The sequence below is a fragment of the Duganella dendranthematis genome, assembly GCF_012849375.1.
In the GTDB taxonomy this organism is placed as follows: Bacteria; Pseudomonadota; Gammaproteobacteria; order Burkholderiales; family Burkholderiaceae_D; genus Rugamonas; species Rugamonas dendranthematis.
This window is the reverse complement of sequence record NZ_CP051684.1, coordinates 1,282,681-1,295,283: the sequence shown is the minus strand read 5'-3', so window position 1 is coordinate 1,295,283 and position 12,603 is coordinate 1,282,681. Positions and strand designations below refer to the sequence as shown.

At 67.9% G+C, this 12,603-nt stretch carries 9 protein-coding genes; all 9 read right to left on the bottom strand.

The window, feature by feature from the left end; translation table 11 throughout:
• Positions 1-6 precede the first annotated feature (6 nt).
• Complete coding sequence (gene rffA, locus HH213_RS06000; protein WP_169111411.1) at positions 7-1,155, bottom strand: dTDP-4-amino-4,6-dideoxygalactose transaminase; 1,149 nt, start codon at positions 1,153-1,155, stop codon at positions 7-9.
• A 10-nt stretch (positions 1,156-1,165) separates the two neighbouring features.
• On the bottom strand, positions 1,166-1,528 hold the full coding sequence (locus HH213_RS05995; protein ID WP_169111409.1) for a DMT family transporter: 363 nt from the start codon (positions 1,526-1,528) through the stop codon (positions 1,166-1,168).
• The gene (locus tag HH213_RS05990) at positions 1,525-2,259 is read right to left on the bottom strand and encodes a GNAT family N-acetyltransferase (RefSeq protein ID WP_169111407.1); all 735 of its coding nucleotides are present in this window, start codon (positions 2,257-2,259) and stop codon (positions 1,525-1,527) included. The genes HH213_RS05995 and HH213_RS05990 overlap by 4 nt, the downstream gene beginning before the upstream one ends.
• Before the next feature lie 9 nt (positions 2,260-2,268).
• A complete protein-coding gene (locus HH213_RS05985) occupies positions 2,269-3,222 on the bottom strand; it encodes a glycosyltransferase family 2 protein (protein WP_169111405.1) in 954 nt (317 codons plus the stop codon).
• Positions 3,223-3,225: 3 nt separating this feature from the next.
• The gene (locus tag HH213_RS05980) at positions 3,226-5,259 is read right to left on the bottom strand and encodes a hypothetical protein (protein ID WP_169111403.1); all 2,034 of its coding nucleotides are present in this window, start codon (positions 5,257-5,259) and stop codon (positions 3,226-3,228) included.
• Positions 5,260-5,336: 77 nt separating this feature from the next.
• Entirely contained in the window at positions 5,337-9,101 is a 3,765-nt protein-coding gene (locus HH213_RS05975; protein ID WP_169111401.1) for a glycosyltransferase, read from the bottom strand.
• Complete coding sequence (locus HH213_RS29835) at positions 9,101-10,444, bottom strand: class I SAM-dependent methyltransferase (protein ID WP_217363493.1); 1,344 nt, start codon at positions 10,442-10,444, stop codon at positions 9,101-9,103. The genes HH213_RS05975 and HH213_RS29835 overlap by 1 nt, the downstream gene beginning before the upstream one ends.
• Positions 10,441-11,661: an ABC transporter ATP-binding protein gene (locus HH213_RS05965; protein WP_169111399.1), complete on the bottom strand. Its 1,221-nt coding sequence runs from the start codon at positions 11,659-11,661 to the stop codon at positions 10,441-10,443. The genes HH213_RS29835 and HH213_RS05965 overlap by 4 nt, the downstream gene beginning before the upstream one ends.
• Positions 11,661-12,458 (bottom strand): ABC transporter permease, encoded by a 798-nt coding sequence (locus HH213_RS05960; RefSeq protein ID WP_169111397.1) that lies wholly within the window; start codon positions 12,456-12,458, stop codon positions 11,661-11,663. The genes HH213_RS05965 and HH213_RS05960 overlap by 1 nt, the downstream gene beginning before the upstream one ends.
• Positions 12,459-12,603: the final 145 nt, after the last annotated feature.

Genomic DNA, 12,603 nt, shown 5'->3' with positions numbered 1-12,603 from the left:
TAAAAACTAGTGGTGCGCCGGATGCTCGCGCAATGCTTGCTTGAGCGCGTCCAGCACCTGTTGCTGCTGCGCCTCCAGGCCGACCCACAGCGGCAGCCGCAGCAGGCGTTCCGACAGGCGGTCGGTCTCGGTCAGCTCACCGTGGGCGCGGCCGAATTTGCGGCCGCCGGGCGCGCTGTGCAGCGGTACGTAGTGGAACACGGTGTTGACCCCCTGCGCCTTCATGCTGTTGATGACGGCAGTGCGCTGGTCCAGCGATTCGAGCAGGATATAGTACATGTGGGCATTTTGCACGCACCCGTCCGGCACGCGCGGACGGCGCAGCAGGCCGTCCGCCTCCAGCGGCGCCAGCGCCGCGTGGTAGCGGTCCCACAGCGCCAGCCGGCGCGCGGTGATGGCGTCGCCTTCCTCCATCTGCGCCCACAGGAAGGCGGCGATCACTTCGCCCGGCAGATAGGACGAGCCGATATCGACCCAGGTGTACTTGTCCACCTGGCCGCGGAAGAACTGGCCGCGGTTGGTGCCTTTCTCGCGGATGATCTCGGCGCGCTCGGCCAGCCGGGCGTCGTTGACCAGCAGCGCACCGCCTTCGCCGGCGATGATGTTCTTGGTCTCGTGGAACGAGTAGGCGCCGAGGTGGCCGATGGTGCCCAGCGGCCGTCCCTTGTAGGTCGACATGATGCCCTGCGCCGCGTCCTCCACCACCAGCAGGTTGTGGCGCCGGGCGATGTCCATGATGGTGTCCATCTCGCACGCCACGCCGGCGTAGTGCACCGGCAGGATGACCCGGGTGCGCGGCGTGATGGCGGCCTCGATCTTGGTCTCGTCGAGGTTCAGCGTGTCGGCGCGGATGTCGACAAACACCGGCACCGCGCCGCGCATGACGAAGGCGTTGGCGGTCGAGACGAAGGTGTACGACGGCATGATGATTTCGTCGCCCGGTTCGACCTCGGCCAGCAGCGCCGCCATTTCCAGCGCGGCGGTGCACGAGTGGGTCAGCAGCGCGCGGCGGGTGCCGGTGGTCTGTTCCAGCCAGGCGTGGCATTTCTTGGTGAACTGGCCGTCGCCGGACAGGTGGCCGTTGGTGTGCGCCTGGGCGATGTACCACAGCTCGCGGCCGGTCATGAAGGGCTTGTTGAATGGAATCGGGGTCATGGGATTTTCCTCAACCTTGCGAAGCGACGACGGTGCCGATGCAGATCAGCGCCACGCCCGCCATGCGCATCAGCGACATGGGTTCGTTGAACAGCCAGGCGCTTAGGCCCAGCACGATGACGAAATTCAGGCTCATGAACGGATAGGCATGGCTCAGCTGAAACTTGCTCATGGCGCCCATCCACGTCACCGAGGCCAGGAAGGCGGCGGCGAAGGCGGCGATGATCCACGGATTCAGCAGCAGCTTGATCAGGAACCACAGCTTGTCGGTGGCGTCGGCCGGCAGCGCACCGGCCTTGGCCACCTGCATCTTGATGGCGATCTGGCCGAATACGGTCAGCACGATGGTTGCGGCGATATACAGGTAATTCATGCGGCGTCTCCCCACCATTGGTGGAAGGTGTAATAACTGGACGAGGGTTCAAAGCCGAGCCGGCACCAGACCTTCTGCACCGCCAGGTTGACCACCTGGGTGGAGACGGTCATGGCGCCGAAGCCATGCTCGCGCCCCCAGTGCTGGGCTTGCTGCATCAGGGCCTGGTACAGCCCGCGTCCCTGGTGGGACGGGTGGACGCCGAACAGCACGCCTTCGAACAGCGGCGCGCCGCGGTCCTTGAGCGTGGCGAAAGCCACCGGCTGGCCGTCGTGTTCGATCAGCAGCACGGCGTCGGCCACCGCCGGGTGGCGGCAGGAGTTGGCGGCCCAGTCGGAATACACCAGGTCGGCGGTAGCGCGGTCCAGCCGCGGATCGGCGTGATAGTGGCCGGCATAGCCGGTGAAGGTCAGCGCTGCCAGGGTCGCAACGGCGTCGGCGTCGGCGGCGTTGGCCAGGCGCCAGCGGTAGCCGTCCGGCAGCACGGCCGGCTGCTCGGACAGCTGCTTGCGGCTGTAGTACAGCAGCGTGTCGGTCAGGAAGGCGCCGCCTTGTTCCAGCTGCTGCACCAGGGTGACGGCGCAGGTCGGCACGCGCGCGATCAGCATCTGCACGGCATGCGCGCGGCACCAGGCCGTCACGGCCGGCGCCTGGTCGTCGGCAGTCAGCGCCGCCTTGGCGGTCGTCACGCCGAAGCGTTCCAGGTCGAGGGGGGAGAGAGACAGGTCCATGCTGGTCTTTCAGAGATCGCGCACGACCGTGTTGGGCGTGGCGCGGCGCACGATGTACAGCGGACGCTTCTTGGTTTCGTCGAAGGCCTTGCCGAGGTAGATGCCGAGGATGCCGAGAATGCCGATGATCAGGCCGCCGATGAAGTACAGCGAGACGATCAGGCTGGACCAGCCGGCGATCGGCGAGCGGTGCACCAGCGACGACACCAGCAGGTACAGGCCGGCCGCCAGCGACACCGCCGCCATCGTCATGCCCAGCTTGGCGGCCATGCGCAGCGGCTTGTCGGAATAGGCCAGGATGGTATCCATCGCCAGCCGCCACAGCTTGGCGAAGGTATAGGTCGAGGTCCCCTCGGCGCGCTCGGCGTGCTGCACCTGGATGCCGGTGGTGGGGAAGCCCATCCACTGCACATGGCCGCCGAAGAAGCGCAGCTGCTCGCGCATGCGGACGAAATTCTTCACCACCTGACGCGACATGATGCGGAAGTTGCCGCTGTCGCCATCGATGTCGAGGTCGGCCAGGTAGCTGAACAGGCGGTAGTACAGCCACGAGGTGGCGCGCTTGAGCAGCGGGTCCTGGCGTTTGCCGCGCAGCGCCAGCACCACGTCGTAGCCCTCCTGGGCCTTGGCGTACAGGCGCGGGATTTCTTCCGGTGCGTCCTGCAGGTCGCAGTCCATCACCACCACCCAGTCGCCGCGGCACTGGTCCATGCCGGCGGTAATGCCGTAGTGCTGGCCGAAGTTGCGCGAGAATTGCAGGCCGACCACGCGCGGGTCGGCCTGCGCCAGGCGCTCGATCACCTCCCACGAGCGGTCGCCGCCGCAGTCTTCGACCAGTACGATCTCAAACGCGGGGCTGACGGTTTCCAGGGCGTCGCGCAGGCGACGGTACAACTCGTCGAGGATCTTCTCGGCCTTGTAGACCGGAATCACGACGGAAATCAAAGGGGTGCTTGTGCTCATTTTTTATTTTTGCTTGCCGGAAGTGGTGTTCAGTTCGATATTGCGCAGCGTGATGGCGCCATTGCCGTTGCTCAGCACCCGCAGTTCCAGCTGGGCGCCGTTCAGCGGCGGCACCGTCAGCGGCATGCTGAGGCGCTGGCGGCCCTGGGCCTTGATTGGCTGGTTGGCCAGCAGCACGGCGCCGTTGTCGGTGGCAGCGTCGACCATGCCGTATTCGGCCACGCCGTCGCCGCTGGTTTCCAGGTCGAAGCTGACGAGGTAATCGCCGGGCGGCGGCGTGACGATGCTGCCGAAGCGCAGGTGGCCGCCTTCGCCGGCCGCGCTATGCAGCGCCGTGCCGTTGTCGGTCAGCTGGCCGATGTGGTGCTGGGTGGCGGCCGTGACCGGCACTTGCAGCGCCGCGCCGTGCTGCAGGTTCCACAGCGGCAGCCTGGTGGCGATGTCAAAGTCGTAGATGTAGAACTTGCAGCCGGCGAAATCCAGCACCCGCACTGGCTGGCCGAGGTAGGCGGCCAGCTGGTTCCAGTCGATCTGTTTGACTTCGTCGTAGTTCAGCATCAGGTAGGTGACGCCGGCCGGCTGCGTGCCCTCGTACCAGCGCGACGACGACAGGTGGCGCACCGGCATCGGCAGGCCGTGGTCGATGGCGATCGGCCGCTGGCGCAAATCGTGGCCGCTCAGCACGGTGATGGTGCCGGCGCTCCAGAAGGTCGAGTAGCCGCGCTGCAGTCCCTGCTGCTCGATGAAGCGGGCAATTTTGCCGAACAGGTTGTATTCAACGATGCCGCCGCGCGGGAAATAGCGTGGCACGTCCGGCACATGGTAGTTGCGCGCCGGCGTCAGGCCCAGCAGCAACAGCGCCGCCAGCGCCGCCAGCGTAGCCGGACGGTCCCAGCGCAGCTGGTCCACCGCGTCGCCGGTCAGCAGCACCAGCGCGCCCAGCAGCGCTAGCACCAGATAGCGTACCGATGCTTCCGGCGAGCCCATGTCGGGAATGCTGGTCGCCAGCGCCACCAGCAGGTTGATGGCGGCGCCGGTCAGCGTATACATGGCGAAGTAGCGGCGGGCGTCGTGCTGCGCGGTACGCAAGGCGCGCCACACCGCCCACGGCAGCAGCACCAGCAGCGCCAGCGCGCCGCACAGGCGCAGCGCGTCCAGCGCGCCGCCGGTGGAGGCCACCTTGGCGCCCGCCGGCGGCAGGCCGCCGAGCAGACTGAGTACGCCGCGCAACGTGCCCAGCGTGTTGCGCACCATGCCGTCGAAGTCCAGCCAGGTCGGCGGCGGCAAGCCGCTGTTGCCGACCTGGCGCACCACCGCGCCGTGCAGCACGGCGCCGATGACGATGGCGACCAGCAGCAGCGCCGCCAGCAGCACGGCGCCGCGGCGTTGCACGGACAGCACGGGCGCTTGCGTGAGCGCCAGCGCGGCCAGCAGCGGCAGCGCGTAGAACACCAGCGCCCGTTGTGGATTGGACCAGCACACCAGCAGCGCCAGCACGGCAAACAGCGTGCCCCAGCGCCAGCGGGCGGCGCCGCAGGCGTGCAGCAGGCGCCAGCCGCTGACGGCCAGCAGGCACGCGTACGCAAACAGCACGCCATACGCACCCTGGCCGTACAGGTTTTCCGCCATATTCGGGGAGATGCCGCCGGCCAGCAGCAGCAACAGCAGCGTGCGCGCGGTGCGCGACTGGCCGAGCATGCCGCTGACGCACCAGGCGCTGCCCAGCACCAGCGCCGCGCACACCAGGCTGGAGAAGGCGTGCAGGCCAAAGGTGTTTTTGGTGAAGGGCAACAGCGCCGCAATCGGCAACTGGGTGGTGGCGATCCACAAATCGCCGTTGGCGTAATACCAGCTGGAAGGGAAGAAACTGCGCGTCTCAATCATTTCCTGCGCCAGCAGGTTCATCACCGCAGAGTCCGCGTGAAGTCCGACTTGATAATCGATGGCAACGTAGTACAGCAAGAGCAACAGATTGAGCGCGATCGCCAGCGGCAACAGCCGGCGCACCCACTGCTGCAGGAAAGGGGTTACCTGCATGGAAAGCTTAGTGATTTGAGAATTATCGAGAGTATAAGCCATCGCGGGCTGGACCGGCACCGCGATGTTACACTTTCTTACGCCGCTGGCGGGCCCTCATCCAGCCATGCCAGCAGCTGGACGGTATTGTCGTGCCAGCTGTTGCGCTGCATGCCGGCCGAGGCCGGGGCGGCGCCGGCCTGCTGCTGCGCCAGCCAGTGGCGGACGGCGTCGGCCAGCGCGGCCGGCTCCAAGCCGCTGAAGTAGCTGGCATGCTGCTGTGCCACTTCGCGGAACACTGGGATGTCGCGCGCCAGCACTGGCAGGCTGTGGTGGGCCGCCTCGATCAGCGGCAGGCCGTAGCCTTCGCCTTCGCTGGCCATCAGCAGGCAGTCGCTGGCCTGGTAGACCTTTTGCAGCAGCGTGTCGTCGATGCCGCGCAGCCAGAACAGCTGGCGTTCGCGCTGCGGATGCTGCTGCAGGCGCTCGACAATTTGCGGAATGGTGCGGCGCTCGGCCGCCGGCAGCGCGGTCCAGCCTTCGTGGCCGACGATGGCCAGATTGACTTCCACGCCTTGCTGCCATAGCAGGTCGAATGCGGCCAGCGCCTGCAGATGGCCCTTGCGCGGCTCGATGGTGCCGACCATCAGGAAGGTCGGCGCGCGGCGCAGCTGCGCCAGCCGGGACTGGTCGGCCGGATCGGCCGCGACGGCGGCCGGCACCGGCGCCTGTTCGAAGTCGGCGCCGTGGTGCAGTACGCCCAGGCGCGGCTGCCGCCCCTGCAGGTCGGCGCGGGTGGCGATCCAGGCGCGCAATTCCTGGCGCACCGCGTCGGAAATGCTGATCACGCTGTCGGCTTCGCTGACGATGGCGGCCAGCCAGGCGGCATGGCCGTCGGCGGCGCCGAGCGGGAAGAATTCCGGCCGCAGCACGGGCAACAGGTCGTGCACCAGGAAATGCACGCCAACGCCGCGCGCGCGCCACTGCGCGTACAGGCCCTGGCGGGCGGCCGCCATCATGGCTGCCGGCGCCGAGTCGGCGCTGTAGAAGGCGTCGCCGGCGGTGACGTCGGCGCGCGCGTCAACCACCTGGCCGGCGTCCAGTCCCAGCAGCTCGAGCGCGTAGCGGCGCGCGTAACGGTAATGCCAGTGGCCGCCTTCGTCGCTGAGATAGACCGGTTCGACCCGCCAGCCCGGGGTGCGCTGGCGCAGCAGTGCCAGCAGCTGCGCCCGCACCACCCGTTCGATGCCGGTCTTGAGGTCGTGGCGCGAAATGGCGGTCACGTCCACCAGCAGCTGGCGCGGCGCCAGCGCATCGGGCGCGCGGGCGATGCAGGTCGCCAGCTGCTGCAGGTAGCCGTCGTCGGCCGGCAACTGCGGCAAGGCCGCCAGGGCGCGCAGCAGGCCGCGCCGGCTGGTGGCGGCCTCGGCCTGCGCGAGGTCCAGCGCGTCGGCGTACAGCTGGGCGCAATGTTCCTGGCTGTGCTGGCGCAGCAGCAGCGCGCGGCTGGCGGCGGCCAGTGCGGCGCGCCGCCCGGCATCGCTGCGCAGGGTCTGCAGCGCGTCGCGCAGGGCATCCGGGGCGAACTGGTCGTCCAGCTTGCAGACCGCGTCGTCCGGCAGCGCCGCGAACGCGCCGTTGGCGTTGACGATGGTGGGCAGGCCATAACTCATGCAATAGAGCACCGCGCCCGAGGTTTCGCCGCGTGAAATCGCGCGCAGCTGCACGCCGACGTCGGCCGCCTGCAGGTATTGCCGGAACACCGCGTCGTCGGTCCAGCCGGCGATCCGGATGCGCTGGCCGCCGTGGTTGGCTTCGGCGATCAGTTCGCTCAGCTGCGCGCCGTACTCGCCACCGTGGTTGGCGCCCACCAGCACCAGTTCGCAATCGGGGTCGGCGTGCAGGCTCGAGGCCACCCACGCCGCCACCAGTTCACGACTCAGTTTGGTCGGATCGATAAAGCCGAAGCTGCACACGACGAACGCCTCGGGACGGATGCCGAGCGCGGCGCGCGCGGCGGCGCGGTCATGCTGGACCGGCAGCGCGCGCGGGTGCGGCACCATGCTCCAGTTGTGGCCGGCTTGGGGGCCGTACCACGCGCGCGCCAGTGTCAGCGCATACTCGGAATGGTAGATCACCCGGGTGGCGCCTTCCAGAACGCCGAGGCTGGCCGGGTAGTCGTATTTGGCGCGCTCGACGCCGTCCGGCTGCTGGCTCGCCAGCAGCGCCGGATAGCCGTGCGCATGGAACAGCGCCTGGTTCCACACGCCCGGCATGGCGCCGGTGATCTGCTCATACGACAGCATGCCGCTGAGGAAGAAATCGTGCAGCACCACCACGCCCGGATATTCCTTGAGCAGCTCCAGCATGTGGCTGTGGAACGGGCTGTTGCCGAACTGGTAGAGAATCTGGTCGAACTCGCCGGCGTGCTGGCGGAACCAGGCCACGTCGTGCTGCGCCAGCTGCGCCAGCGACGGCGGCAGCGTGCAGCGGGTCTGGTGCAAGATCAGTGCGATATCGAAGTGGGCGGTGAGCGCCGGCAACACTTCCAGCGCATAGTCGGCAATGCCGGTGCGCTCGGGCGGCAGCGGGCAGACGAAGGCCAGGCGGCGGCGCTGGTGGGGAATCACGGCCGGCGCGCGCTGCGCCACGTGGGCTTCCATCGCCCGCAGCGCTTTCTGTGCCGAGACGTCCCACGAGAAGCGGGCGGCCTGGCGGCGGCCGTGCGCGCGCAGGCGCTGCTGCAGCGCTGCGTCGGTCAGCACGGCGGCGATCTTGTCGGCGATCGCCTGCGGCGAGGCGGCGTCGAACAGCGCCTCGTCGCAGCCGATCACTTCCGGGATGCTGGTGTTGTCGGCGCCGATCACCAGCGCGCCGCAGGCCATCGCCTCCAGCGCCGGCAGGCCGAAGCCCTCATGCTTGGACGGGAACACGAACAGCGTGCAGGCGCGGTACAGCGCGATCAGCGTGGCGTCGTCGACATAGCCGGTCATCACCAGTTCGTCGTCGCGCAGGCCGGCGGCGCGCGCCGCGTCCAGCAGGCGCTGGCGTTCGCCGTCGTTGATCTTGCTGGCGATCAGCAGTTGATGGGCGTCGCGCACGGCGGCCGGCAGCAGGCCGAAAGCCTGGATCAGGCCGTCGATATTCTTGCGCGAATCGGCGCCGCCGGGGGCGTACATCAGCATGCCGCGGGTAATGCCGAAGCGGGCCCGCAGCGCCGCGACGGCAGCCGGGTCGGCCTCGGCGCGGCAGAAGCTGGCGTCGACCGCGGTGGAGATCGGGTGCACGCTGTCCGGCGCCAGTTGCAGCAGGTCGATTGCCTCCTGGCGCGAGTAGTCGGAAATCGACAGCACCAGGCCGGCGCGCTTGAGCGAGGCCAGCTTCCCTTCGTAGTGCTGGCGCTGGGTGGCGGTGGCGAGGTAGGCGGCCGGGTTCAGCGCCGGGATCAGGTCGTACAGGATGACGGCGGTGTCGGCGCCGCTGGTGAAGGCGCCGATCGAGGTGACGCTGTCGTCGACATAGCCTTCGAACAGGCTGGTGACCAGCACCATGTCCGGCTGCAACTGGGCGATGACGTATTCGCGCAGCAGTTCGGCGGCGCGCGCGCGGCCGTGGTTGCCGGCGTCCAGTTCGGCCACGTGCGGCACCACGTCGAACACGCGGATGCGTTCGGCCGGCACCAGGCCGGTAAACGCGGCGCGCAGGTCGGGGATGGCGGCGGCCAGCGCGCCGTTCAGCGCCAGCCAGACTTCGTGCTGGCCGGCGTTGCGGGCGATGCCCAGCGCCAGCGCCAGCGAATAGCGGCCGATGCCGCGGAAGCGGCTTTCCGATTGGGCTCCCTGCAGGTCGATGACAATGCGCATCAGTGTTTTCTCGCTTCCAGCGTTTGCTTCAGTTCTTGATAGATGCGGGCGGCGCGCGGCGACAGGTCGCCAGCGGCCGGCAGCGGTTCGGGCGGCAGCGCGGCGCCGCCTTGCACCGGCTGGTACAGCATGCCGCGCAGGCGCGCGTAGACGCCGGGGAAGCGGCGCACCACGCCGCGGGCGACGGCGCGCAGCAGCGGCTGGCGCAGCACGGCGCGGATCAGCTGCAGTAGCGGCCCGTGGGCGCGGTGCTTGAACGCTGCCTTGGCGCGCAGCACCTGGCCGCCGGCATAGCGGTAGGGGCGGGTGATGCGCCACGAACTGCTGTTGAGCATGGCCAGCACCTGCTGGTGCATGGCCTCGGCGTGTTGCAGCGCGGCGTCGGCGCGCTGCAGTGCCGCTTCGGTGGCCAGGTTGGACTGGTCGATGCGGCCGGACAGGTGGCCCAGCTGGCCTTCGACGCTGGCCGCGTGGCGGTTCAGGGCCGCGACGTCGGCGGCGACGGCGGCGTGCAGCCGGTTCAGCGTGACCAGCCCTTCGGCCTGCTGCGCCACCAGGGCGTGCACTTCGTCCAGGCGGGCGGCGCCGGTCTGTTCGAAGCGTTGCGCCATGGCGCCCAGCGAAAAACCATAGTGGCCGCTCCAGGCGGCGTCGAACGGCGCCAGCACGGCGGCCGGCGCCGCCTTCTGGGCAACGATGGCGTAGTCGGGGCTGACGTTTTCCAGCACGTCGATCAGGCCCACCGGGCGGGCGGCGTCATGCAGGTGCGCCGGCTCCTGCAGGCGCACGGTGCGCTGGCGGCCGAAGCCGGCGTAGTCGGCCAGGAATCCCAGCAGCAGCGGCGGCAGCGGCTTTTCGTGCGACGGGTCAAGATAGAAACTGGTGGCGCCGACGCTGAGGTTTTCCGGATTCGGCGTTTCCATGATCAGCAGGCCGCCCGGTTGCAGCGCGCGCAGCGCTTCGGTGATCAGCGCCTGCAGCACCTCGAACGGAATGTGCTCGACCAAGTGGAAGGCCGACACCAGCGCCAGGCTGTTGTCGGCGCAGGCGCGCAGCGCGCTGACTGCGTCGGTCTGCTCGACCTGCAGGCCGCGCTCGTAGCAGGCGGCCAGCATGCCGGCGTCGAGGTCGACGCCGCGGGCGGCGATGCCATATTCGCCCAGCAGCTCCAGCCACTCGCCGCGGCCGCAGCCGAGGTCGAGCGCGGCCGGTTGCGCGGCCGGGCCGCTCAAGGTCGCCAGCTGGTCGAGGAAGGGCGCGTAGGCGCGCAAGCGCTGCTTGATGACGTCGCGGTCGCCGCGATACGCATCTTCAAAGGCGCGGTAGAAGGGCACGGTGCTCATCGGCTGATCTCGATCTGCGGCTCCAGCCAGCTGGTGCCGACGAATTCTTTGCGGTTCATGTTCATCACGATAAACAGCAGCGCCAGATCGCGCCACTCGTAGTTGTTGGCCAAATGGGTTTCATTGCTGGTCAGCGCGGTGGTCACCGAATAGCTGCCCGGCCCCAGGTTGAGCGGGAAGGCGAAGCGGAACTCGATCTGTTCGCCGGCCTTTACGTTATCCAGCGCCTGTTCCATGTGGTGCGTGTTGGTGCCGTAGATCGGCTGGCCCAGGCGGTCCTTGATCATATACCCCAGCACCAGGCGCGGCAGGTCGGCGTGCGCCTGCACCCGCACCCGCAGCTGCACGGCGGCGCCGACGTTGGCCACTTCGATGGGCGCGCCATGCTCGTCGAGCAGCGCGATGTCGGCCACGGTGGCCTCGCGGCTGCCGGAGCTGGTCTGCACGCGGCCATCGTCGGTGACGCTCTGCGCGATGCTGCTGCCTTCGCGCTCGGCGATGACGGCGTTGTAGTAGTCCATCACTTCTTCCGGCTTGCCCTGATGCGCCAGGCGGCCGCCGTCCAGCAGGATGGCGCGGTCGCAGATCGACTGGATGGCGCCGCGGTCATGGCTGACGATCAGTAGCGTGGTGCCCTGCTGGCGGTAGTCGCGGATGCGGTCGAAGCTCTTGTGCTGGAAATAGGCGTCGCCGACCGACAGTGCCTCGTCGACGATCAGCACGTCCGGGCGCTTGACGGTGGCCACGCTGAACGCCAGCCGCATCTGCATGCCGGACGAATACACCCGCACCGGCTGGTCGATATAGTCGCCGATATCGGCGAACGCCTCGATCTGCGGCATCAGCGTGCTGATTTCATCCACCGTCAGGCCGATCAGCTGGCCCGCCATGTAGGCGTTCTGGCGGCCGGTGAAGTCGGGATGGAAACCCATGCCCAGTTCCAGCAGCGCCGCCACGCGGCCGGTGATGGTGACGCTGCCGGTGGTCGGCTGGGTGGTGCCGGTGATCAGCTTGAGCAGCGTACTCTTGCCGGCGCCGTTGACGCCGATGATGCCGACCGCCTCGCCCGGCGCCAGCTGGAAGCTGATGTCGTGGATTACCCACTTCAACTGATGGCGCGGGCCGCGGAACGGCAGCAGCCATTCGCCCAGCCGACTCCAGCGGTTGCCGTATTGCTTGTAGGCCTTGCCCAGTTGTTTGACGATAATTGCGCCCATTACAGTTCATCCACCATTTCGCCGGCGCGTTTACGGAACAGGCGCAGGCCCAGCGCGCAGCAGGCCAGGCCCAGCAAGGTGACCGGCAGCAGGCTGCCCCAGTGCGGCCAGGCGCCGTGCACCAGCACGGTCTGGAACGCCTGGATCAGCGCCACCATCGGATTCCAGCCCAGCGCCGCGCGCACTTCCTCGGGCAGCGTGGTGACCGGGTAGACGATCGGCGTGAACCAGAACCAGAATTGCAACAAGATGGTGAAGAACTGGCCGACGTCGCGGAAGAACACGTTGAGCACGCCGAGGATCATGCCGAGGCCGATGGCGAACAGCGCCATCAAGGCGATCAGCGGCAGCAGCGCCAGGTAGCTCCAGCCGGGGAAGGTGCCCGACAGCAGCAGGAAGGCGGTAAACAGGCCGAAGATGATGGCGAAGTTGACGCCGGCGTTGAGCACCACGATGATCGGCAGGCAGATGCGTGGAAACTGCAGCTTCTTGATCAGGTTGGCGTTGTCGATGAACATGCCGAGGCTGCGCGTGGTGATCTCGGCGAACAAACCCCAGGTCAGCACGCCGGCGCACAGGTAGATGCTGTAGGCGAACGGCGTGGTCGCGCCTTGCAGGCGATTGTGCATCACTTGCGAGAAGATCACGGTGTAGACCACGATCATGGCCAGCGGATTGAGCACGGTCCAGGCGGCGCCGAAAATCGAGTTGCGGTATTTAGACTGGAATTCACGCTTGACGCTGCCAAGGATGAAACCTCGGTAGCGCCAGATGGCCTGCAGCAGGGCGGCTGCCATGCTCAGGCTCCAGGCACGTGCGCAGGCACGGTGCGGACGGTCGTAGGGAGAATCATGCAGCAGAGAGTGGCCTTGCAGCGGCCGCTGAGTTGGACAAGGCGGCGATTATAGCATTACACAAGCATTGAAAAAAATGCAATTTGTA

Coding starts and splice junctions, on each gene's coding strand:
- HH213_RS05965 (WP_169111399.1), bottom strand. CDS start 11,661: ATGGGCGCAATTATCGTCAAACAACTGGGCAAGGCCTACAAGCAATAC.
- HH213_RS05985 (WP_169111405.1), bottom strand. CDS start 3,222: ATGAGCACAAGCACCCCTTTGATTTCCGTCGTGATTCCGGTCTACAAG.
- HH213_RS29835 (WP_217363493.1), bottom strand. CDS start 10,444: ATGAGCACCGTGCCCTTCTACCGCGCCTTTGAAGATGCGTATCGCGGC.
- HH213_RS05975 (WP_169111401.1), bottom strand. CDS start 9,101: ATGCGCATTGTCATCGACCTGCAGGGAGCCCAATCGGAAAGCCGCTTC.
- HH213_RS05980 (WP_169111403.1), bottom strand. CDS start 5,259: ATGCAGGTAACCCCTTTCCTGCAGCAGTGGGTGCGCCGGCTGTTGCCG.
- rffA (WP_169111411.1), bottom strand. CDS start 1,155: ATGACCCCGATTCCATTCAACAAGCCCTTCATGACCGGCCGCGAGCTG.
- HH213_RS05960 (WP_169111397.1), bottom strand. CDS start 12,458: ATGGCAGCCGCCCTGCTGCAGGCCATCTGGCGCTACCGAGGTTTCATC.
- HH213_RS05995 (WP_169111409.1), bottom strand. CDS start 1,528: ATGAATTACCTGTATATCGCCGCAACCATCGTGCTGACCGTATTCGGC.
- HH213_RS05990 (WP_169111407.1), bottom strand. CDS start 2,259: ATGGACCTGTCTCTCTCCCCCCTCGACCTGGAACGCTTCGGCGTGACG.